Source organism: Neorhizobium huautlense, assembly GCF_030811685.1.
Taxonomy (GTDB): domain Bacteria; phylum Pseudomonadota; class Alphaproteobacteria; order Rhizobiales; family Rhizobiaceae; genus Neorhizobium; species Neorhizobium huautlense_A.
Map to the genome: position 1 here is coordinate 88,057 of NZ_JAUSRF010000005.1, position 22,736 is coordinate 110,792.

Sequence of the window (22,736 nt, forward strand, 5' to 3'; positions counted from 1 at the left end):
TCCTTTCTGTCGTTCAAAGCAGCGGGCGTTCGGCCGCGCGGGCCGGCCAGTGGGCAATCGGTTTCGACTGACCTTTCATCGAAATAGTCAGTCGTGTGAAACTGTTGACGGATGTGTAGAGGCTGAAGAAACGGTCGAGCACGGCACCGAACAGATAGGCGGACGGACGGTCGATCGCGGCCGGATCAAATTCCAGCGCGATCTCGGTGCCCGGTACCATGCCACCGCTTCCGAGACGCGCTGTCGAACTTTCGGCGCGGATCTTGATCAGTGCATCGACCAGCTGCTTGGTTTCCGGGCTGTCGCGAAAGGCATAAAGCGAGAGCACATCCTTCAGCGCCGCACCTTCATTGTCGAACAGCGACAGGTGGTTGAGCAGAAGATGCGAAACGAGGCGCCAGTTGCGGCCGTCCTGATCGTTCATGCGCACGGATGGCGTCGGCGGCATCAGCGCTTCCACGCCCGAGACCGCTTCATGACCCGATGCCAGCTGCAGGAAGGGATGGCCGCCGCCGAAAGGCAGCTGTTCCGGCAGTTCGCGGTTGAGGCACAGCGTGTCGATACCGGCAACGGCGTCGATCGGGCCGGCAAACCGTCGGTCGCGATCCACAAAGGCGATGTCCATGTCGCTCGTGCCGTCTTCCTCGTCGAAGCGGCGATAGGCCTGCCAATAGGCGGTGCTGTTGCCGGCACGCTGGCTGCGGCCGAAAAACGGCTGGCAATGTTCTTCCTGTCCGCGCGAACCGGTCAGAAGAACCCGCTCGACCGAATAGATCTCACGGGTCTTCTGGCGTCGGGCGTCCGGCAGAAGCCGATATTCGGTACGAGTTCCATCGACCGTAATCGGCTCGCAGGTCTGCCGGAACAGGTTGACGACCGGCGTCGCGTTCAAAACGAAATCGCGGGCGGACACCGTGCGCTCGAGCTTGGTATCGGTTTCCTTGAGATAGATGAAGATTTCCAGCGCCTGATCCTTCCAGGCGCTCAATCCCTCGATATCGAGGAACAGGTATTTCTGCGGCAGCGCGAAAAACTCGGTCAGCAGGCGGTAACCGATAAAACTCGGGGCCGGATAGGGAAGCATCGCTTCCTTCTCGTCAAAGCCAACCGATTTCAGATTGCGCGCCGGCAGGAAGACCGGGTTGCGGTCGTCGCCGTGACGGGCCAGTGCGATGCCGAGCGTGTGGTTGGCGAGAAGCTCGTAGATCGCTACCGCCTGGCCCCAGGCGGACGGGATGTGCAGGCGCAGGCGATCGATGCCCAGTTCGCCGAACGGCTTTCTGGCATCGAGCGTGCGCAGCGACAACCGCAGACAACCGGCAACACCATTGTATGGCGAAAGCGGTGCATTGATCGGCTGACCCTGAAGGGTCGCGCCGGTGATCTCGATCGGCGCCATCTCCACGTCCTGCGTGGTGCGGAAACGGCAGGATTCGCCGCCGATCGGTTCGGCCAGAATTTCGGTGTGGCGCGGCACTGTCTGCACCGAAGCCAGCGTGTCGCTCGGATTGAAGCGCACGATGCTCATCGACGGCAGCGGTGCGAGATAATGCGGGTATAGCGTTTCCAGAAGCCCGTCGGTCAGTTCCGGAAACTCGTCGTCGAGTTTCTGGCGCACACGCGCTGCGGAAAAGGCAAAGCTCTGGATCAGTCGCTCGACATGCGGATCGTCGGCGACATCGCCGGTCATGCGCAGTCGGCCTGCGATCTTTGGAAAGGCGTCGGCAAACCGGGCGGCGCGCTTGCGCAGCGCACCGAGTTCCTCGTTGTAACGATTGAGAAAACCGTCAGCCATTGGCCGCCTCCACGAGGAAACGCTGTGTGGACGGATCAATGGTGGATTCGAAACTGATCGGCGGCATGCCTTCATGCAGGCGGAAGCTCGCCTGGATGCGCATGCGCAGCGCCCGTTCGGTCATCGTCCGGCTTTTCAGGATCGTGACCCGCACTTCCGACAGTCGCGTCTCGAACATGGAAATGCGGCGCTCGATCATGCGGGCAAGCGAAAGCTTTGCCTCGTCCGTGACCAGATTGGCTGACACCATACCGTCGAGACCGTAGCTTACCAGCGCATCCTTCAACTCCGTCAGTTCGGAAGGTGGGGCAGAGGGGCAGCGGCGTGTGTTGAGCAATGACTCGAGGTCGCGACGGATCGCTTCCCGCATCTGGCGGGTCTGATCTGTCACGCTTGCCGGCGGGTCGAAGTCGCGATCGGGCGCGTCGTCGATCAGCCGGTCCAGAATGGACCGGGACAGAACGCGGTCACGCGGCCGATAGCGCTCCAGCGGGTCAACCATGCGCAACCTCGCGGGCAGCATCGACCGTCGCCGTTTCCAGGCTTTCCGTGTCGTGGAAGGAGGCCAGATCGTCACCGGCGAGGAACGAGCGCTGGCCGCGGCCGGTGGTGATGCCGGTTGGCTCCTCCACCCATTCGGTTTCGCGGCCCAGCCGCAGTCGGTCATCCGTGCCGGTGCCATGATAGATGGCCGGCAGCAGGACGGGCGCGACAGCACCGTCGATCAACGACAGTTCGGCACGGCGGAAGGCGAGATCACGCGGACGGGCGATCGGCTCGATGGTCAATTCGGCGATCTTGGCGAAATCGATCCACAGATAGGCGCCACCGGTCATGATCACTTCCAGCGCATGCGGCGTGCGGTCATCGAGATCACGGAAATCGTCGATGCGCTTGCCGTTCATGATGATGGCGCGTTCGCCGCGCAGTTCTTCGAGGCGCTGCAGTTCTGCGACAGCCTCTTCACCATTGCCTTCGCGGTGGGCGATGCCGACCTTGACGGCCAGCTTGTCGAGTTCGCTCGGGCCTTGCGGAAATTCCGGCACGGCGCTGGTTTCATACCATGCATTGCGGGCAGCCATGCCGCGCAACTCGTTGCGTAAAAGCGCAAAGCCCATCGTCGCATCCGGCGCAAACGTGACGGCGAGGCCGCACTGGTTGTCGGCACGCTCGTAATCGCCTGCCAGAACAAGCAGGTCGATATAGAGATTGCGGGCGTCCTGATCGGACGGTTTTGCTTTCAGGTGCGCCTTGGCTGCATCGAGTGCCTCATCAAGAGCGTTTTCGCTGAGCAGGCGGGCGATGCTTTCGGACAGCGTCATGCGGACATCCTTCTGGGTTGCGAACCTTCATTCGCGGAAGCGGTACGGCTGCCACTCATCGTTTCGGCGATGAGGTGGAAGCTGGTGGAAACGTCGTCGAGCTGGAAATGCGGCTGCAGACGAACGGTACAGGAGAACGTGCCCGGCTTGCCGGGGATCTCGGCCACAGTGATTCCGGCAGAACGCAGCGGGAAACGCGTGCGCAGCGCCAGATCGGCATCGTCGTTTCCGAGCGTGTAGGCGGTCAGCCAGTCTTCCAGCTTCCGCTCGATCGAGCGCGCATCGGATAGCTGGCCGATCTCGTCGCGCATGATCACCTTCAGGTAATGCGAGAAACGCGAGGCGCAGAGCACATATTGCAGCATGGCGGCGATGCGGGCGTTCTGGCGGGCATTTTCGTTGGAATAATGCTGCGGCGCATGCATCGACTGGTTGGAGTTGAAGATGGCAGATGCCGAAAGATAGGTGGTGGCGACCGGCACGATGCCGAGTTCGCAGAACTGCTGTTCCTGGCCGGTCGTCAGGCGAATTTCCACCGGCGCCTGCGCCGACAGGCCTTCGCTCTCGGTGCCGAAATCATAAGGTGCCAGTTCCGACGTGCTCAGCATGCCGCCATCAATGGCATCCTGCGTGACGCCACGGATATCGGCAAACCAGCCTGAATCGATGAAATTGCGGATGACCACGGTGGCGAAGGCAAAGGCCGCATTGCCCCACAGAAGCGAACTGCCATCCTCGGCAATCTCCTCGCGGAAGGGAAAGCGGTCGTCGCGATGGCGGGCAAACGGTTCGAACGGCGCGCGCATCAGGATACGCGGTGCTACGAGGCCGAGAAAACGGGAATCGTCGCGTGCGCGAAGACCGTTCCAGCGGATGCGGGTCGGGTCGCTCGCCAGCCAGGAGAAATCTTGCACGCGGCCGAGTTCCTGAAAATCCTCAAGCCCCAGCGCTCCGGCCGAGGCACCGGCCACGAAGGGACAAAAGGCGGCAGCCGCCACCATGCCAAGCTGCGTCAGCGTGCTGACCGGATCGCCGCCCTTCGGTTCCTCGTGGGAAAAATGGTAATCACCGACCAACAGCCCGTAAGGCTCGCCGCCCGGCATGCCGAATTCACGGCTGTAGATCAGCTCGAACAGATGGCTCTGGTCGAAATCCGGGGCGCGTTCCATGCTGCGCGCCAGTTCCTTCCAGCTCAGGCTCAAAAGCTTGATCTTGACGTCACCGCCACGGGTGGATTCGCGCACGAGCATGGCAATACCGCGCCACCGTGCCTCCATCGCCTGAAAATCAGGGTGGTGCAGGATCGCGTTAACCTGAACGTTCAGCGCCTCGTCTATCAACGAGATCAACTGGTCCGCCCGGCGCCGCCATTCTGTGCTGGAACCCATGGTCATTATGTTTTGCCGAAATATCGAATGAAAAAAGGAGAAGACGCGCGGCGAAATTCGCCGCGCGTGTCGTCAGGTTTTAAGATTTGGAAGGAATGCGGGCGACCATGCGCAGCGAGGTCGTCAGTTCTTCCATCTGCAGCCACGGACGCATCCAGGCCACCGCATTGTAGGAACCCGGGCGGCCCGGAATTTCCTGCACGGTCACCTTGGCATCGCGCAGCGGATATTTCGCACGCGATTCTTCGCCGGCATCGTCATTGGCGTTGACGTAGTTGGAGATCCAGCGGTTCAGCCAGTTCTGGCAATCTTCCGCTTCCATGAAGGAGCCGATCTTGTCGCGACCCATGACCTTGAGGTAGTGGGCGAAACGCGAAGTGGCCATCATGTAGGGCAGACGGGCCGAAACCGCGGCGTTGGCCGTTGCTTCCGGACGGTCGTAAAGCTTTGGCTTGTGGGTGGTCTGTGCACCGAAGAACACGGCGTAATCGGTGTTCTTGTAGTGGCATAGCGGCAGGAAGCCGAGCTTGCCGAGTTCGGCATCGCGACGGTCGGTAATGCCGACTTCGGTCGGGCATTTCAGGTCCAGATCGCCGTCATCGCTGGCAAAAACGTGCATCGGCAGGTTTTCGACCTTGCCGCCGTTTTCCGCGCCACGGATGGCCGTGCACCAGCCGCTCTTGGCAAAGGCGTCGGTCAGGCGCGTGCCCATCACATAGGCCGCGTTCATCCAGCAATAGTTTTCGTGCGGCAGTTCACCCGTCTGCGAGCCGCCGGTTTCATCATAGTTGAAATCGTCGACCGGGTTGGTCTTCGGACCATAGGGCATGCGCGACAGAACGCGCGGCATGGCAAGCGTGACAAAACGCGAGTCGTCGCTGTCACGCAGGCTGCGCCACTTGGCGTATTCGACTGTTTCAAAGATCTTTTCGAGGTCGCGCGGCTTGGAAAGCTCGCGGTAGTCATCGAAGCCGAACATGCGCGGGCTGGCGGCCGAGATGAACGGCGCGAAGGCGGCCGCTGCGATCATCGAAACGCCCTGTAGCGTCTGCACGTCATCGAACGAATTGTCGAATTCGTAATCGCCGATAATGGCGCCCATCGGTTCGCCGCCCGGCGTACCGAATTCGTCTTCGTAGATCGACTTGAACAGACGCGACTGGTCGAATTCAACCGCCTTGGAAAGGTCGCGGCTGATGTCACGCTTGGAGGCATTCAGCACGCGGATCTTCAGGTTGACGCTGGTCTCGGAATTCTTGACCAGATAGTTCAGGCCACGCCATGTGCCCTCGAGCTTGACGAATTCCGGAGCCTGCATGATGGCGGCAAGCTGGGTGGAGATCGTCTTGTCGAGTTCGGCGATCGCGTTGTTGAGCGTGATCGTCAGGTTGCGGTCATAGGTGACTGTTCCCTTGAGGGCCTGGTCGGTCAGCGTGCGAAGCAGGTCCTGCGCACGGTTCGGTTCGGTCTGGCGGGTCGCCGCGACGACCTGGGAAAGAAGGTTCTGTTCCTCAACAAAACCGGCCTCTTCCTTCCTTTGCACTTGCGTGTCAGCGCTCATGTCTCAAATCCTTTTTTATGAGCAGCGCGCCGGAAGGTTTGTCCGGGATTGGGCGATACTCAAAACAAATAGACGGGCATTTTCTGATGCGCGACCGGCGTTTCGTCCGTTGCCGCGCACCGCCGGCACTCAGTTGACGGCGTCTTTCTTGTCGCCGCCAAGCTGGGCAACGAGCTGGGAAAGATCGGCCTTGTTCTGCAGAATGTCTTCGAGCAGACGTTCCAGTTCTTCCGAACGGTCGGCTTTGCTCATCAGATCGCGCAGTTCGTTGCGGGCGTCGAGGAGGGCCTTCAACGCTGGAACCTGATTGACCACCGAACCCGGCTCGAAATCTTCCATGCTTTCGAATTTCAGCGAAACCGGAAGCTGGGTGCCGTCACCCTGCAGGGTGTTGTCGACCGAAATCGTCAGGCCCGGCGTCATGCGGCGCATCACGTCATCGAAATTGTCGCGGTCGATCTGCACGAACTTGCGCTCGCCGAACGGTTTGAGCGGCTGGGTGGGGTTGCCGGAAAAATCACCTAGAACGCCAACAACGAAGGGCAGTTCCTTCACCACCATGGCGCCTTCGGTTTCCACTTCGTACTTGATGTGGACGCGGGGCTTGCGAACCCGTTCCAGCTTTTCATGTACACTTGCCATCAAAAGTCTCCTTCATGCCATCGGCAAAATTACGAATTCAGATTGTTGCGTAAGCCAATCGGACAAGGCCCGATTGCAATTAAATCTTCTCAACCCCCTCTGTTTTCGGTGGAGGGTTGAATGCCGGCGGCCGTCAACACGGCGTGACGCGCATGCTGTTCGGGCAAAAGCTCGGCAAGAAGCTCGGAAAAATCCATGCGGCCACGACGCACCAGCGTCTCGATCGACATGGAAATGGGGGAATGCGGCTCGGTGCGACGGAAATAGCGCGACACCGCGATCAGAAGCTCGAAGGCTTCTTCACGGGAGCGGATGCTGTCGGCCGTCACCGGGCGTGTGCGTGCCTGATCGTCCGCGGGCGCTGCCGATGCAGCGTCCGTCTGTCCGGTTTCCGGAGAGATTTCAATCGCTTGCACCGGTTCTGCATCGCTGATGCCGGCCAGAACGCGGATCGCCGATGCGGCCTCTTGCAAAACATTGCGTGTATTCGAACTCGGCGGAGCCTGCCTGCCGCAGCGCTCGTCAAGTATTTCTACCATTCGGTCAAAAGCGGAAATGCACTCCATGAGAACGTGCAAATGCGCTGACATATTCGCGACACCGGCTTCCAGCGCCGCCTGCTGCAGATCTTCGCGACGATCGTCTTCGCCGGGTCGCTGGCCAAGCTGGAAATCCCACAGCGAAAACTGTGCGAATTTTCCCCCCGGTATCAACGAACTCAAACGAATAGCCTGGATGATCGTGCCTTCCGACCCGACACCGTTCAAGCCGGCAAAGGGGCTGAAACGCTCCTCGAAATCCTCGTCGCCGATCGAGTGAAGGTCGTCGAAATAGTTTTCCAAAAGCGACACGATGGACTGGTAGACATCGCGCAGGCCTTCGAAGCCGCGCAGTCGCACCTGGGCTTCTGCAACCCATGCTAATACTTCTACATCCTTACTCTCTGAAGTAAGAATCTGCAATCCAAGGTTGCTTACGTCTTGCCAGATAGGTGACAAGCCAATATTCTCACCCGGTGTTATTCCTCGTTCTGCAGCTCTCGCGGCATTACGGGCGTCTTTAATTCTATAGTATATTGGACGTGCAGAAGTACTTTCCCTGACGTTTTCTCCGCAGGGGCGCATTTCATCAAGTGGATCTACGATCTGGCGCACATTCACGCGACGATTATCTCCGTTTATATAAGGTATTTCGTAACTAAGGCTATAATGTTGGGCGATATAACGTCTTGTCAACCTCAGACAAGAGGTGTCAATTTTATGACGAAGACATGAGATACTTTTTCGAAAAATAGGGGATTTTTACGACTGGACAAGGTGAGATGATCGCCCTAGTTGTCGCCGGACATCTCGAAAAGAGCACCGTACAGCCAACAGCAAACAGGACTTGCCTGATGTCGCATATCGATCTCAACCGTCTGATCAGAACGCTTGAGCCTAATCTGCGTGTCGGTCTTGAGACAGCGGCATCGCTTGCCGCGCGTCACCAGCATGCTGCCGTGGACATTGCCCACTGGTTGCGTGCGCTGCTCGATCAGCCGGCATTTTCCGCCGTGTTCGAAGAACTGGACGTGCCATCCGAGGCTTTGCGTACGGAACTGGATGCTTCGATTTCCGATATACGCCGGGAAGACGGCGCGTCACTTGCGCTGTCCCAGAACTTGCTGTCGTTGGCGCGTGAAGCCTGGCTTTCTGCTTCGCTGCAGTCCGGTCGTTCCATCGTTATTCTTGGCGATCTTCTGTCCGCATTGAATGCGGATCAATCGCTGCGCGTTGCCGCCCGCGGTATTGCGCCGTCGCTGCGTTCGCTCAACCGAGCGAAACTCGACGGCTTGCTGGAAAAGGCACAGACAGAACCGGGCGGACAATCGGAGCCGGCGTTGAATGCGCCGGCTTCTGCGTCCCAGGGCAACGAATTCCTGCGTCTTTATACCCGCGACATGACCGAGGATGCGCGCTCCGGCAAGATCGACCCGGTCATCGGGCGCGATGGCGAATTGCGCCAGGTCGTCGATATCCTGATGCGCCGCCGCCAGAACAATCCTATCCTCGTTGGCGAAGCCGGTGTCGGTAAAACAGCCGTGGCGGAAGCCTTCGCGCTTGAAATCGTTGCCGGAAACGTGCCGGAACGTCTGAAGGACGTCAAACTTCTGCTGCTCGATCTCAGCCTTCTGCAGGCGGGCGCCGGTGTGAAGGGCGAGTTCGAACGCCGCCTTCATGGCGTCGTTGATGCCGTCAAGGCGTCCGACAAGCCGATCATCCTGTTCATCGATGAGGCGCATGGCCTGATCGGTGCGGGCGGCCAGGCGGGCAATGGCGATGCCGCCAATATCCTGAAGCCCGCGCTGGCGCGTGGCGAGCTGCGCACCATCGCGGCCACCACCTGGAGCGAATACAAGCGTTACATCGAAAAGGATGCGGCGCTGACCCGTCGTTTCCAGACGGTTCTCGTCAACGAGCCGGATGAAAAGACCGCCGTGCGCATGCTGCGTGGCGTGGCCGGAAACCTGAAGCTTCACCACAAGGTCCGCATTCGCGACGAGGCAATCGTCGCCGCCGTGCAGCTTTCGGCGCGTTATCTGCCCGCGCGCCAGTTGCCGGACAAGGCGATCAGCATTCTCGATACGGCTGCCGCCGCTGTGGCATTGGCACGCCAGACGGTGCCGGAAGCGCTGAAAAGCCTGAAAAGCGAAAGCGAAATGCTGGAGGCGGAAGCCACCTGGCTGGAAGCCGAGCCGCAGACGGATGAAACCGCCGCACGTCTTGTCGAGATCAAGGCTGAGCGCGAGGATATTTCGCGAGAAATCGAAGCGCTCACCGGAAAATACGACAAGGAAATGCAGCTGGCCCGCGAGGCGGACCGCCTCGAAGAAGCGTTCTCCGAAGACAATGCAGTGGCGCCACTGTTGGCAGATGATGCCGCGACCGATGGCGCCGCCAATGTCGCGCCGTTCCCGTCACAGGCGATGACGCCGGAAAGCGCGCGTGCGGCTCTCGTGTCCGCCGAGCGCAGCCTTGCCGTCACGGCTGGTGAAGCGCCGCTTATTCCGCGCGTGGTCGATCGCGATGTGGTTGCGACCATCATCGCCCGCTGGACCGGTATACCGGTCGGCAAGCTGCTGACCGATCAGGTCGAAACGGTAAAGACGCTGGATGCGCGCCTGAAGGAGCGTGTTCTCGGTCAGGATGCCGCCATCGACCGTATCGCAGCCGCCATGCGCGCTGCCCGTGCTGGCCTGAACGATCCGCGTCGCCCGCCTGCCGTTTTCCTGCTGGTCGGCATGTCCGGCACCGGCAAGACCGAGACGGCGCTGACACTGGCCGACATGTTTTATGGCGGCAGCCAGCATCTCACCACGATCAACATGTCGGAGTTCAAGGAGGAGCATAAGATTTCCATGCTTCTCGGCTCTCCGGCCGGTTATGTCGGTTACGGCGAAGGCGGCGTGCTGACCGAAGCCGTTCGCCGCCGGCCTTATGGCGTGCTGTTGCTCGACGAGATCGACAAGGCGCATCCGGGCGTTCAGGAAATTTTCTACCAGGTATTCGACAAGGGAACGCTGCGTGACGGCGAAGGCCGCGACATCGATTTCAAGAACACCACGATTGTCATGACGGCCAATACCGGCTCGGAGCTTTTGACATCGCTGGCGGCAGATCCGGACACGATGCCGGAAGGCGAGGCGCTGGAGCAATTGTTGCTGCCGGAGCTGCAAAAACATTTCAAGCCGGCTTTCGTCGGTCGCACCACGGTTCTGCCCTTCATGCCGCTGACGGCGGAAACGCTGTCGGGCATCATCGATATTCAGATCGATCGCATCCGCCAGCGCGTAAACGGTACTTACGGTTCTGCCGTGACGCTGTCTGCGGAAGCACGGGACGCATTGGTTTCGCGTGCGAAAAGCAGCGAGATGGGTGCGCGTGCCATCGAGGTGATGATCGCTCGCGATCTGCTGCCGGTTCTTTCGACCTTCTTCCTCGACGTCATCACCGAGGGCCGCAAGGTCAAGCATATTACAATCAATTTTGACGGCCAGCACTTTGGCATCGATGCCGAAGACGCAAAGCCGCAACAGGAATTCGCTGCGCCGGACGGGGGTCGGGGTCGGCAGGCGGATGAAGAAGCCGGGGGACGCAAACGCGCCCCAGGACGATCGCGAAAGGCAACCACGCCTTAGGCGCAACTAGGCAAAGACCTTTAAACAGGAGCTGATAGCATGCCGATTTATCTCCAGATCGACGGTATTCAGGGTGACGCAACGCACGAGCAGCACCGCAAGTGGATGGACATCGAAGCCATTCACTGGAACGTGTCGCGTAACCTGAACACTGCAGCCGGTTCGGCCGCAAACCGCGAAGCTTCCGAGCCGACCATTTCGGAAGTCATCCTCACCAAGGTCAGCGATTCCTCGTCGACCAAGCTGTTCCAGGAAGCGTGCTCGGGCCGTCAGGGCAAGCGCGCCACCATCCACCTGGTCACGACCGGCAACCCGGGCGAAACCTACATCGAATATCTGCTGACCAACACGCTGATCGCCAGCTATTCGATCGACTCGAACGGTGACCGTCCGGTCGAAACCATCAAGCTGAACTTCACCAAGCTCGAAGTGAAGTACACCCCGTTCGACGAACAGCAGCAGCCGCAGTCGCCGATGATCGCTTCCTACGATCTCGCGACCACCAAGGCCGCCTAAGCCTTTTCGACAAGGCCGGTGCCGGCGGTTTTCCGCCGGCGCCTTCCATTTCCCCTTTTGGTTGATGATGAGGCGAACAATGTCCGGGTTGGCAGCGACGCGAACGGGAAGTGCAGAAAATGATGAACCGGATGAGGGCCTGAAGATCGCCCTTTCGGCGGCTCAACTTGCGGCCGTTCTCGAAAATGAAGACCTTGAGCCGGGCGGCACGCTGGGCAACCGTCTGATCGGCGGTTTGCGGTTGCTGGGTTGCGGCGGCGAACTGATTGGCGCGGGAGCACTGCTTCTGGCGCCCGAACCCACCATGGTGACCAAGGTCGGCGGTGTGGCACTCGGTGCCCATGGGGTCGATCAATGCATCACGGGTGGAAAACAGATATGGACCGGCAAGGACGTGCGTTCGTTCACGGATCGCGGCGTCAGTGCGCTGGCCGAGAACCTGGGCGCTTCACCGGGTGCTGCGCGAAACGCCGGTCTTGCAGCAGAAATCATGGTGCCCGTTGGCGGCGCACTTCTTGCAAACGCAGTACGGACGGGCGCGATACGCGGTGGACGGATTGTCCTGCTGCGCCACGAGGCTACCAATCAGGCGTCACGGCTTGGCGGGCATACGATTGCCCGGCATGTCGGTCGAACGGAAGCACAACTGCGCCAGCGGCTCGTCGATACGGCGGCCAGTCGCAGGCCTATGGCAATGGTTTCGACCTTCGATGACCTGGCTATTGCCGAGCGCTCGATTACACGCGGACTTCAGGTCCACAAGAATGCGATCCGGTCCTGGGCGCAATCCGGTGCCAATACGAACCTTGTGCTTGATTTTCCGTTCGGCAGGGAAGTCGGCTTTGGTATCGCAAGAGCATCGGGCCAGGTGCAGCGCCTGAGCAAGATCAAGATTGTCCTCAAGCGGGAAACATATAATGGTATGCCGCATTACATTTTGACCGCTTACCCGATTTGACATGACTGGCCAGGATTTTCATTTTCTCGCTCAAATGATCGGCGGCTATCTGCATCAGGACATGGATCTTGAAGCGGATAGCGTGCCGGAAGCTATCAGCGTGTTTGCTGGCAAAGCCGATGCGTCCACACGTGCCGGGGTCATGTCCGACATGCAGCGTTTTCTTGAAACATACGACAACCGGCTTGCTGAAGAATTCGCATCGCGTTTCGGGCATGATTTTACGCCGGATGAAATAGGCCAGTCCGTCGGCGCGTTTTTCGACATGGTGACAGTCTTGCTGGATGATCCGGCGGCCTACACGAAATATCTGGACTGAGCGCACCGCATCCTTGCGATTGCGAAATACGTCTAAGATCATTGCGGAATGAAGCGCGTTTATTTTCCATCGGCCGCGCAATTCAGAACGTGCGAACTCCTTTCCAAACCGGTTTTGCGATCTATTTGTCTGCAAAACAGGAGGACCGAGATGAGCTTGCGCATCAACGATATCGCACCGGATTTTCAGGCCGATACCAGCCAGGGGCCAATCTCTTTCCACGAGTGGATCGGCGACAACTGGGCGGTTCTGTTCTCGCATCCCAAAAATTTCACGCCGGTCTGCACGACCGAGCTTGGCACGATGGCCGGGCTTGAAGGCGAGTTCCAGAAACGCGGCGTCAAGATCATCGGCATTTCCGTCGATCCGGTCGAAAGCCATGCCAAGTGGAAGGGCGATATCCGCACCGCCACCGGTTATGATGTCGAATACCCGCTGATCGGCGACAAGGACCTGAAGGTCGCCAAGCTTTACGACATGCTGCCGGCCGGCGTCGGCGAAAGCTCGGAAGGCCGCACGCCCGCAGATAACGCCACGGTGCGCTCGGTCTTCGTCATCGGCCCGGACAAGAAAATCAAGCTGGTCCTCACCTACCCGATGACAACGGGTCGCAATTTCGATGAAATTCTGCGCGCCATCGACAGTATCCAGCTGACGGCGAAACACCAGGTGGCGACACCGGCGAACTGGAAACAGGGTGATGATGTGATCATCACTGCGGCGGTTTCCAACGAGGATGCCATCCAGCGTTTCGGATCATTCGATATGGTTCTGCCGTATCTGCGCAAGACCAAGCAGCCGGCTTGATCGAGCAGGCCATCACGCACTTTCGTCATCCTCGGGCCTGTCCCGAGGATCTAATCACGCCGATAATGATGCTCATCAGAGCCTCGGGACAGGCCCGAGGATGACGGAGGAGGGAGGAACCTTCGGCGTCCGTCAACGACGGAACTTCAGCTCATTTCCTTCTCAAGGAACGTGCCGCAGCCATTCCTCGGTCGAAAACTTTTCCGCCGCCAGCTTCTCCGCCGCCGCATATTCCTCTTCCGAAATGCCGCCGGCCGTGCCGCCGTTCAGCGAAACGAATGTCTCTTTCATACGGCGAATGATCTCCTCACGCGGCAAGCCGGTCTGGCTGCGCAGCGGGTCAACGCGCTTGACGGCGCTGGTCGTGCCCTTGTCGGACAGTTTTTCGCGGCCGATGCGCAACACCTGCACCATCTTTTGCGCATCCATGTCGTAGGACATGGTGACATGGTGCAGCACGGCGCCAGACGAAAAGCGCTTCTGTGCCGCGCCGCCGATCTTGCCCTTGGAACTCGAAATGTCGTTGAGCGGCTTGTAAAAGGCGTCGATGCCCAGTTCGTTCAGTGCTTTCAAAACCCAGTCGTCGAGAAAGGCGTAGGAGTCTGCAAAGCTCATGTCGCGCACCAGCTCAGTCGGTGCATACAGCGAATAGGTGACGGCGCTGCCCGGTTCGACAAACATAGCCCCGCCGCCGGTCACACGCCGCACGGTCTCGACGCCGAACTGGTTTGCCGCTTCCAGATCCACTTCATTGCGCAGCGACTGAAACCCGCCGATGATGATGGCCGGGCGTTCCCATTCCCAGAAGCGCAGGCAAGGGCCGCGACGACCGGCCGCCACTTCGCGGGCCAGCACTTCATCCAACGCCAGATGCATGGCCGGGCGCTGCGGCGGTGCCTCGATGATCTGCCATTCGTAATCGCGCCATGTGACGGTCACGCCGAGAGCACGGCGGACCGCAATCGCCACCGCTTCCGGGCTGAACCCGATCATTTCCGCACCGGGGCGAAGCTTTGAACGGATCGCCAGCGTGATGTCTTCCACCTTGACGGTGACGGGCAGGCCTTCCAGCGCGCCGGAAATATCGGCCAGCGCTTCGGCGGGCTCCAGAAAGAAATCGCCGGAAACCTGCACGTTGGAAAGGCGGTCGTCGCTTGTTTCGAAATCGACGACAACGAGCTTGCCGCCCTGGACCTTGTATTCACCATGCATGGCGTTCTTCCTGTTCAAATATCTTCTTACGGGAATGAAACCATCGACCCGTAAAGCGACCGCAGCTTTTCCTTAACGGCTGCAGAGTTGCGATAAATCTCCACAAAACGTCGCAGCCTCTTGTCGTCACGCATATCGGGCCGCGTCACGAACTGGAAGGCATAGATCGGATCATTTTCGAAGATCAGCCCGGAAGACGCATCAAGACCGGCGAGCTTGGCAAAGGTCGGGTAGGTCGCGGCGGCATCCACATCATCCAGCGCACGGGCAATCTGCGGGCCGTCGAGCAAGGTGATCTTCAGCGGTTTGATCCATTTCACCACGTCCTCCAGCGTCGCATTGGTGCCGACGCCGGGTTTCAGCTCGATCAGCTTGGCCTGCTGCAGCAGAAGCAGCGAACGGGCGGTGTTGACGGCATCGCCGGAAAAAACGATCTCGGCATTGTCCGGCAGCTCGGCCAGCGTCTTCACCTTCTTGGAATACAGGCCGAATGGCGTGCTGAAGGCGGGCGCGATGGCAACAAGATCATTGCCGGTATTGGCATTGGTGAATTGCAGATAGGGCACGTGCTGAAACAGATTGGCATCCACCTCACGGTCGGCCACGGCGCGGTTCGGCGTGTTCCAGTCGTTGAACTCGATCAGTTCGACCTTCAGCCCCTCGGCTTCCGCTTCCTCGGCCGCGATCTCTGCCGCCTGATTGGAAATGCTGGTGGCGAGCGCGATGCGCAACGGTTTTGTCTCCTGCGCGCAAGTGCCGGTTGCCATGAGCAGGGTCAATATTCCGGCGACGAGTGCGCCGATACGGCCTGAAACTGTGGTGTTGAAAAGTGTCGTCGATGCCATCGCCGTTCTCGCTCCCGAAAGGATTTGAGGCAGGCTATGGCATGTCTGCATGCCTCGCCTCAAGGTCGCGAGTGGCTTTCTACGAGTGGCAACAAAAGTCAACCGCAATTATCAAGTTTGATTTTTGTCACGCCGTTTCGTGCTCAGGCTTTTGCCGTCACTCTTGCGAAATGGCGCGGCGTCACCTCGATCAGGTCCCCGTCGGTTCTTGCTGAAAGGCTGCGCACCGCATCCACATGGTCCGGCTGCATGTCACTGCCGCCATCCTCGAAACGCATGTCGGGGTTGGGAACAGCGGAAAGCAGCAGGCGTGTATAAGGATGTTGCGGATTGTCGATCACCTCTGATGTCGCGCCCCATTCGACGATCTGCCCGGCATACATCACGGCGATATCCTCTGCCACGAAACGGGCGGTGGCGATGTCGTGGGTGATATACAGCATCGCAAGGTTCATCTCGCGCTTCATGTCGTTCAGCAGGTTCAGCACGCCGAGCCGCACGGACACGTCGAGCATCGAGGTCGGCTCGTCGGCGACGATCACTTCAGGTTTGACTGCCAGAGCACGGGCAATATTGACGCGCTGACGTTGACCGCCGGAAAGCTCGTGCGGATATTTTGGCGCGATGATGTCGGGGTCGAGCTTCACCCGTTGCAGCAGCTCGCGAATGGTGGCGGTAATTTCGGCCTTGCCGATTTCCGGCCGGTGTAGCTGCAGCGGCCGTTTGAGGTGATAGGCAATCGTCTGTGCCGGGTTGAGCGAGGCGAACGGATCCTGAAAGATCATCTGCACGGAACGCCTGTAGGAGGCAATCTCCTTGGCCGCCGCATCCTGCATCGGCTGGCCCTTGAACAAAACCCGGCCGGCATTGGGCAGATATTCCAGCATCGCCATGCGCGCGCATGTGGTCTTGCCGCTGCCGGATTCTCCCACCAAAGCCAGTGCGCGCCCGGCCTTCAGTGCAATTGAAATGTTGCGCGCAGCGTAAACGGTGGCAGCGCCATGGCCAAAGGTCTTGGTGGCATCGTCCAGCGCCAGAATGGTCTCGCTCATGCCAAAACACCTCCATGCAGCGACGGGAAGGATGCCCAGAGTTTTTTCGTGTAGTCGTGCTGCGGCGTCCGGTAGATGGCCTGCGCCGTGTTCTGCTCCACCAGCTTGCCACCCAGCATGATGCCGATGCGGTCACAGAACTGCACCATCAGCCCGAGATCGTGGGTGATGAACAGCACGGAAAAACCGAGTTTTTTGCGTAACTCGTTGATGCGTTGCAGGATTTCCCGCTGCACCACGACATCGAGCGCCGTTGTCGGTTCGTCCATGACAACCATTTTCGGCCCAAGTGCCAAACAGATGGCGATAACGATACGCTGGCGCATGCCGCCGGAAAACTGGTGTGGATAATCGCGCATGCGGTCGGGGTTGATGTCGACCAGTTTCAGCATTTCGGCGGTACGCTCGCGGGCCTGCGCCTTCGTCATGCCGAGGTGGGTTTTCAATACGTCGTAAAACTGCGCTTCGACACGCAGGACCGGATTGAGCGAGTTCATCGCGCTCTGAAACACCATCGCCACTTCGCGCCAGCGAAATGCGGCGAGTTCTTGTGGGTTAAGGTCGAGCACCTCGCGGCTATCAAGCAGGATTTCGCTCCCCGTGCGGATCAGCGCCGGCGGTCGGTGCAGGCGGCTGATGGCAAAGGCGATCGTGCTCTTGCCGCAGCCGGATTCGCCGGCAAGGCCAAAAACTTCGCCGGGCGCGACATCAAAACTGACATTGTCGACGGCACGGAAATCGGTCTCGTCACCGATATAGTCGATCGTCAGGTTCTTGACGGACAACAAAGGCTGGTTCACAGGCGACCCTCCCCATTGCGCACGAGAAGCGACCAGCGCCCGAGCCTGTTGCCGGTGCGCAGGCGCGGATTGGCGATTTCATCGACCGCAAAATTTAACAGCGACATGCCGATGCCGAGAAAGGCGAGGGCAAAACACGGCGTGAGAATTTCCCACCATGCGCCGACCGAAAGCGCCGATGCCTTTTGGGCTGCAAACAGCATGTTGCCCCAGGAGATTGCACGCGGATCGCCGAGCCCCAAAAATTCCAGCGTCGCCTGCGTGATGATCGCAAAAATCACGCTGCCGATAAAGTTGATGCCGACGATGGAGATGACATTCGGAAAGATTTCAAATGCCATGATGCGCCATTGCCGCTCACCCATCATCTCGGCGGATTTGACAAAATCCTTCTGCTTTACCGAAAGCGTTTCCGCCCGCGTCACCCGCGCGCCCCATGCCCATGAGGTGGCACCGAGAATGAGCGCGATCACCACTGGGCTTGCTTGGCCGATAAAGGCGGCGAGCACCAGCAGCAATGGCAGGTTCGGCACGACGAGCACCATGTTGGTGAAGAAGCTGATCACCTCGTCGGTCTTGCCGCCGCGATAACCGGCGACGATGCCAAGCACGGTGCCGACCAGTGTGATCAGCAGGCCCGCGCCAAAACCGACCATCAGCGAGGTGCGCGCGCCATAGAGTACGCGTGCAAACACATCCTGCCCGATGCGCGTCGTTCCGAGGATATGATCCATCGACGGCGCCTGATGCGGGCGGCCGGTGCGGGTGGCGGGGTTGTATTCGGTGAGCAGAGGTGCGGCGATCGCCAGAATGGCGATGGTGGCGATGATTGCCAGCCCCACAAGCGCCTTGCGGTTTCGAAGCAAAGTCTTCATCTCATGCCGCCTTCAATCGCGGGTCGAGCAGGACGTAACTGACATCGACGATAAAATTGGCGACCAGCATGGTGGCGGTCATGATCAGCAACTGGCCCTGAATGACGGGGTAATCGCGCGCCAGAATGGCCTGGTACAGCACATTGCCGAGGCCGGGATAATTGAACACCACTTCCGTCACCAGCGAGCCGCCCAAAATGGTGCCGATGGCAATCGCAAGGCTGGAAACCGTTGGCAGCAGAGCATTGCGGGCCGCGTACCAGAGCATGACGCGGCGGTCGGAGAGGCCCTTGGCGCGGGCCATGACGATATAATCCTCGCCCAGCAGGTTGATCATGTTGTTGCGCATGGTGACGGTAAAGCCGCCGATCAGCACGGTACACAGCGTCACCATCGGCAGCACGCCGTGATAGGCGACGCTGGAGATATATTGCAGTGTGAAGGCCGGATCGAGCGAGGGATCGGCGGCATATCCGTTGGGGAACCAGTCAAGCGTAAAGCCGAAAACGAACAGCACGATCAGCGAGGTAACCACCGCCGGCACCGAGGTCGCGAAAATGGCGCTGACCGAGACGATAACATCGAACCGGCTGCCGCGTTTCCACGCCGCCATTACACCCAGCCATGTGCCGAGGATAAAACTGATGATCGTCGCCGTGCCCATCAGCACCAGCGTCCAGATCAGCGCGTGGCCGAGAACCGAGGTGACGGGCAGCGGGAAATATTTGATCGAGCGGCCAAGATCGCCGGTAAAGATGCTGCCGAGATAGGTGAGATACTGCTGCCACAGCGGCCCGTCGACGAAGCCGAAGGTCAGTTTCAGCGCCTCCAGGCTTTCCGGCGGCAGTTCGGCGCCGGCGCTGGAAAACATCAGCTGGATCGGATCACCCGGCATCAGCCTGGGCAGAAAGAAATTGATGGTCGCCGCCGCCAGAAAGGCTGCGAGATAAAACGCCAGGCGGCGAAACAGAAAGGCCATGACCGGCTCCCTCAAGCCGGCAGCAGCATTTTTTCGCAATACCGCTGCCGTCGGATTGATGACCTCAGCCGGCTGGCTTGAGCGCCAGAAGATGCAGGATGCGGGCCGGGTTGGTGCGCGAGATCGACGGGTTCACGAACGGGTTTTCTTCCGTCGACCAGCCGGTAAAGCGCTTGGTGTTGTACTGGTACCAGTTCGGATTGTTGAAGACCGGGATCATCGGCATGTTTTCAGCCACGATCCGCTGTGCCTTCGCCATTGCTTCCTTCTGTTTTGCCGGGTCGGCGGTGTGGGTGAATTCCACCACCAGTGCTTCCAGCTCCGGGTTGAACCAGCGCTGCGCGGTAAAGCGCGTCTTGCCCTTGTCGGCGACGCTGAAGGCGCGCTTGTAGGGGTAATAGGGCGAGGCCGATGCCGGCAGGCTGTTGATCGCCGCGTCGAATTTGCCGGAGATTAGGTTGGAGGTCCAGACGGCTTCTTCCGGTGTCTCTATCTTGGCATCGACGCCCGCCGCCTGCATGCCCTCGATGGCGATGTTGACGGTATCGACCCAGTCGGTCCACGAGCTTGGCACGACGATCGAGAAGGAGAGCTTTGTGCCATCCGGGTTCTCGCGAAAACCGTCGCCGTCCTTGTCGGCGTAACCGGCTTCATCCAGCAGCGCCTTGGCGGCTTCGGCATCGTATTTGCCGAATTTGCCGAGATCGGCTGCGACCTTCTCGTCGGCCCAACTCTTGTAAAGCTCGCCCATCAGGCCGGGGTCTTCGTTGAGCGTCGGATAACCGTAACCGGCAATGTCGATCATCGTGGCGCGGTCGAGCGCCATGCTCATCGCCTGACGGAATTTCAGGTCGTTGAAGGCCTTTTTGTTGTTCTCGTTGGCGGTTTCCAGATTGAACAGGAAGGCCACCATGCTGCTCGGCGAATACCAGAAATGGTAATGTTCCGGGTCCTTGGCGACATAGACATTCTCGATGTCGGGAATGAAGGAAACGCCCCAGTCGAGCGTGCCGTCGGCGGTGGCGGTCAGGATCTGGTTGTTGTCGGCCAGCTGCGGAAAGCGCAGGCAATCGACCTTCAGGCTGGCGGCATCCCAATAATTGGGGTTGCGGCACTGGTCATAGGTCTGGCCGGTGAAACGTGGAATTTCGGTCAGCGCGCCGCTTGCCACCGGGTTTTCGTTGGCAAAGGTCACCGGATCGGCGATGTCCTTCCAGATATGCTCCGGCACGATCGGCAGCTGCGACAGCTGTTCGGCGGCAATCGAGCTGGGTTCTTTCAGCGTGAAACGAACCGTCTGGCCATCGACGGCTTCTACGCCGGTGATAAAGGTCCAGATGCTGACGAAATCGAGCGCCGGGAATTTCTTGATATAGTCATAGGTGAATTTGACGTCGGCTGCCGTGAGTGGCTTCCCGTCCGACCATTTCAGGTCTTTCCGCAGCTTGAAATCGATGCTCTTCAGGTCGTCGGCCAGCGTAAAACTTTCCGCCAGACGATAGACCGGCTTGTTATCGTCGAAACGGTTGAAGACGATCAGCGGCTCATACATGAAATCGAGCGTCGATTGCCGCGCAGAGGTCTGGTTGAACGGGTTGAAGTTGCGCACCCATGTCGTGGCCGGTTCGATATTGGCGGTCAGAACGGTCTGGGCTGAGGCCGTGCCGGCGAGAAGCGCCAGCGCGGTCGCAATAAGAACGGTATTTCTCATGTCGGTTCCCCTTGTTTTTTATAGTGGGCAGTCGAGGTGTCAGGCGGCGAGTTTTTCCGCAAAGATGGCTTCGATTTCCTCTTGCGCCCGGCGGTAATCGATCTTGAGATTGCCGAGACGCGCATTGCCGGCGGCGATGCGGTCGAGCGTTGCCTGCGTCACCGGGCGTGCCGCCTTCGCGGCCGCTTCGCTTTCGGCCAGATCGCCATGGCTGTGCAGGGCGATATCGGAGCCGGCGTCGAGCACCTGTTTGACGCGCTCAGGCAGGGTGCCGCGCAGGGATTCCATAAAAATGCAGTCGGAAATCAGCACGCCGTCATAACCGAGGTCGTTGCGGATCACCTCATGCATGGTCGACGAAATGGAGGCCGGAAGTTCGGCGTCATATTCGGAATAGACCACATGCGCGACCATCGCCCACGGTGTGTCCTTCAAGGCAATGAAGGGCGCAAAATCGGTCATCGTCAGGATTTCCCTAGAGGCATCGACGACCGGTCGTTCCTTGTGGCTATCCAGCGTCGCGCGGCCATGGCCGGGAATGTGCTTCATCACCGGCAGGTTGCCGGTTTCCAACAGGCCATCCACCACTTCGCGGCCAAGCGCCGCAATGAACTCCGGGTCAGGACCGAAGGAGCGCGCGCCGATGACATCGCTGGTCGTCTCGAACACCAGATCGAGAACCGGCGAACAGCCGCTGGACAAGCCCAGTTCCGCCATCATCGACCCCATCGCCTGCGAGGAAAGGCGCAGTGCCTTGCGGCCGGCTTCGAAATCCTTGCGGGCCAGTTTGGCGAATTCGCCAAAACTGCGAAACAGCGGCCATGGTCCACCATCGAGATGCTGCACCCGGCCGCCTTCCTGATCGGTGAAAACCGGCGCATCATCGCGGCCGACAGCTTCGCGAAAACGTTCGATGAGGATTTTGGCCTGTTCGGGATTGCGCAGGTTGCGGCGTCCGACAAACAGGCCGAGCGGATTGGTGTCGCGGAACAATTTGAATTCATCATCCGAAAGCGTCGGGTTGGGCAGGCCGACAAAAAGCGCCAATGGTGTCGAGGACATCAAATCTCTCCGTATTCAGGATTGGTTTTTCGGGCGCCTGAGCATGCCCTCGTAAAGCCCCTTATCGCGGGCCGGAATTTCGATTGCGCCGACAGCGCTCTTGTAGAAATCGACAGGCCCGGCATCGCCGATGAAGGCATAGGCATGGCCGAGCGTCTTCATCGTTTGCAGGCAATCGGAAAACAGCGAAAGACCGATGCCGCGACCGCGCGCCTCTTCCGCCACGCCGGTCGGGCCGAAAAAGCCGCGCGCCGTTGTGTCGTAACAGGCAAAACCGAGCAGTTTTCCGTCCTCGACGGCGATCAGGCAAGCAATCGGCTGACGGGAAAAGGCGACGGAGACCTCGCTTGCCCAATTCTCGCTGAAATGCTCTCGCACCCATTCGACAACCACATGCATTTCCGGAGGAAGGCCAGGGCGAATGGTCACGGAATGGCCATTGGCCTTCTCCGCCAGCGCTCTACATTCCGACCCATACAGGTTCACCAGCATGTCCGGCATCTTACCTCCTGCTTCCATAAAAATGGAATAGACGCCATTATTTTGATCTAAGTTCGAACATAGGTCTTGCGTTGTCAAGTGGACAGGGTATCGCATTGACGCGGCCCGCCTGTGTATAATGCCGGTGGGTTTCAGCCCAAAAGCCGCGGGCTTCGGGGCTCAAGGCGAAAACTATTCCAAATCGGAATGGGTCATTTCGTTTTATCATTAGACA

Annotated in this window: 21 protein-coding genes; 5 read left to right on the forward strand and 16 right to left on the reverse strand. The window is 59.4% G+C overall.

Features of this window, described 5'->3' with window-relative positions:
- Nucleotides 1–13: 13 nt before the first annotated feature.
- From tssF to tssA, 7 genes are all read right to left on the reverse strand, one after another.
- Nucleotides 14–1,795, reverse strand: a complete 1,782-nt coding sequence (tssF, locus tag J2T09_RS08905) for a type VI secretion system baseplate subunit TssF (RefSeq protein ID WP_306833396.1) — start codon at nt 1,793–1,795, stop codon at nt 14–16.
- Nucleotides 1,788–2,297: a type VI secretion system baseplate subunit TssE gene (gene tssE / locus J2T09_RS08910; protein ID WP_306833398.1), complete on the reverse strand. Its 510-nt coding sequence runs from the start codon at nt 2,295–2,297 to the stop codon at nt 1,788–1,790. The genes tssF and tssE overlap by 8 nt, the downstream gene beginning before the upstream one ends.
- Nucleotides 2,290–3,117: a type VI secretion system accessory protein TagJ gene (locus J2T09_RS08915; protein WP_306833400.1), complete on the reverse strand. Its 828-nt coding sequence runs from the start codon at nt 3,115–3,117 to the stop codon at nt 2,290–2,292. Before J2T09_RS08915 ends, tssE begins: the two co-directional genes overlap by 8 nt.
- Nucleotides 3,114–4,505: a type VI secretion system contractile sheath large subunit gene (gene tssC / locus J2T09_RS08920; RefSeq protein WP_306833884.1), complete on the reverse strand. Its 1,392-nt coding sequence runs from the start codon at nt 4,503–4,505 to the stop codon at nt 3,114–3,116. The genes J2T09_RS08915 and tssC (J2T09_RS08920) overlap by 4 nt, the downstream gene beginning before the upstream one ends.
- Before the next feature lie 79 nt (nt 4,506–4,584).
- Complete coding sequence (tssC, locus tag J2T09_RS08925) at nt 4,585–6,066, reverse strand: type VI secretion system contractile sheath large subunit (RefSeq protein ID WP_306833403.1); 1,482 nt, start codon at nt 6,064–6,066, stop codon at nt 4,585–4,587.
- Between the two features lie 129 nt (nt 6,067–6,195).
- A complete protein-coding gene (gene tssB / locus J2T09_RS08930) occupies nt 6,196–6,708 on the reverse strand; it encodes a type VI secretion system contractile sheath small subunit (RefSeq protein WP_306833406.1) in 513 nt (170 codons plus the stop codon).
- 89 nt (nt 6,709–6,797) lie between these two features.
- Nucleotides 6,798–7,868 (reverse strand): type VI secretion system protein TssA, encoded by a 1,071-nt coding sequence (tssA, locus tag J2T09_RS08935; protein WP_306833408.1) that lies wholly within the window; start codon nt 7,866–7,868, stop codon nt 6,798–6,800.
- A 233-nt stretch (nt 7,869–8,101) separates the two neighbouring features.
- Between tssA and tssH the strand changes: the two genes are divergently transcribed.
- The 5 genes from tssH to J2T09_RS08960 all read left to right on the forward strand — a co-directional run bounded on the left by tssH (nt 8,102) and on the right by J2T09_RS08960 (nt 13,485).
- On the forward strand, nt 8,102–10,885 hold the full coding sequence (gene tssH / locus J2T09_RS08940; RefSeq protein WP_306833409.1) for a type VI secretion system ATPase TssH: 2,784 nt from the start codon (nt 8,102–8,104) through the stop codon (nt 10,883–10,885).
- Between the two features lie 39 nt (nt 10,886–10,924).
- Nucleotides 10,925–11,401 (forward strand): Hcp family type VI secretion system effector, encoded by a 477-nt coding sequence (locus J2T09_RS08945; protein ID WP_306833411.1) that lies wholly within the window; start codon nt 10,925–10,927, stop codon nt 11,399–11,401.
- 79 nt (nt 11,402–11,480) lie between these two features.
- Nucleotides 11,481–12,359 carry an RNase A-like domain-containing protein gene (locus J2T09_RS08950; RefSeq protein ID WP_306833413.1) on the forward strand — a complete coding sequence of 293 codons (879 nt, stop codon included), beginning with the start codon at nt 11,481–11,483 and terminating at the stop codon, nt 12,357–12,359.
- A 1-nt stretch (nt 12,360) separates the two neighbouring features.
- The gene (locus tag J2T09_RS08955) at nt 12,361–12,678 is read left to right on the forward strand and encodes a contact-dependent growth inhibition system immunity protein (protein WP_306833415.1); all 318 of its coding nucleotides are present in this window, start codon (nt 12,361–12,363) and stop codon (nt 12,676–12,678) included.
- A 150-nt stretch (nt 12,679–12,828) separates the two neighbouring features.
- The gene (locus J2T09_RS08960) at nt 12,829–13,485 is read left to right on the forward strand and encodes a peroxiredoxin (RefSeq protein ID WP_306833418.1); all 657 of its coding nucleotides are present in this window, start codon (nt 12,829–12,831) and stop codon (nt 13,483–13,485) included.
- Nucleotides 13,486–13,647: 162 nt separating this feature from the next.
- On the opposite strand, the gene J2T09_RS08965 is transcribed toward J2T09_RS08960, so the two are convergent.
- From J2T09_RS08965 to J2T09_RS09005, 9 genes are all read right to left on the reverse strand, one after another.
- Nucleotides 13,648–14,697, reverse strand: coding sequence for a lipoate--protein ligase family protein (locus J2T09_RS08965; protein WP_306833420.1), 1,050 nt, complete (start codon nt 14,695–14,697; stop codon nt 13,648–13,650).
- Nucleotides 14,698–14,723: 26 nt separating this feature from the next.
- Nucleotides 14,724–15,542: a MetQ/NlpA family ABC transporter substrate-binding protein gene (locus tag J2T09_RS08970; RefSeq protein ID WP_306833422.1), complete on the reverse strand. Its 819-nt coding sequence runs from the start codon at nt 15,540–15,542 to the stop codon at nt 14,724–14,726.
- Nucleotides 15,543–15,685: 143 nt separating this feature from the next.
- Nucleotides 15,686–16,594, reverse strand: coding sequence for an ABC transporter ATP-binding protein (locus J2T09_RS08975; protein WP_306833423.1), 909 nt, complete (start codon nt 16,592–16,594; stop codon nt 15,686–15,688).
- The gene (locus J2T09_RS08980; protein WP_306833426.1) at nt 16,591–17,394 is read right to left on the reverse strand and encodes an ABC transporter ATP-binding protein; all 804 of its coding nucleotides are present in this window, start codon (nt 17,392–17,394) and stop codon (nt 16,591–16,593) included. The genes J2T09_RS08975 and J2T09_RS08980 overlap by 4 nt, the downstream gene beginning before the upstream one ends.
- Nucleotides 17,391–18,269, reverse strand: coding sequence for an ABC transporter permease (locus J2T09_RS08985; protein ID WP_112727605.1), 879 nt, complete (start codon nt 18,267–18,269; stop codon nt 17,391–17,393). The genes J2T09_RS08980 and J2T09_RS08985 overlap by 4 nt, the downstream gene beginning before the upstream one ends.
- Nucleotide 18,270: 1 nt before the next feature.
- Nucleotides 18,271–19,248, reverse strand: a complete 978-nt coding sequence (locus tag J2T09_RS08990) for an ABC transporter permease (RefSeq protein ID WP_306833430.1) — start codon at nt 19,246–19,248, stop codon at nt 18,271–18,273.
- 64 nt (nt 19,249–19,312) lie between these two features.
- Nucleotides 19,313–20,959, reverse strand: coding sequence for an ABC transporter substrate-binding protein (locus J2T09_RS08995; protein WP_306833432.1), 1,647 nt, complete (start codon nt 20,957–20,959; stop codon nt 19,313–19,315).
- 39 nt (nt 20,960–20,998) lie between these two features.
- A complete protein-coding gene (locus tag J2T09_RS09000; RefSeq protein ID WP_306833434.1) occupies nt 20,999–22,021 on the reverse strand; it encodes a glycoside hydrolase family 3 N-terminal domain-containing protein in 1,023 nt (340 codons plus the stop codon).
- 15 nt (nt 22,022–22,036) lie between these two features.
- Nucleotides 22,037–22,522 (reverse strand): GNAT family N-acetyltransferase, encoded by a 486-nt coding sequence (locus tag J2T09_RS09005; protein ID WP_306833436.1) that lies wholly within the window; start codon nt 22,520–22,522, stop codon nt 22,037–22,039.
- Nucleotides 22,523–22,736: the final 214 nt, after the last annotated feature.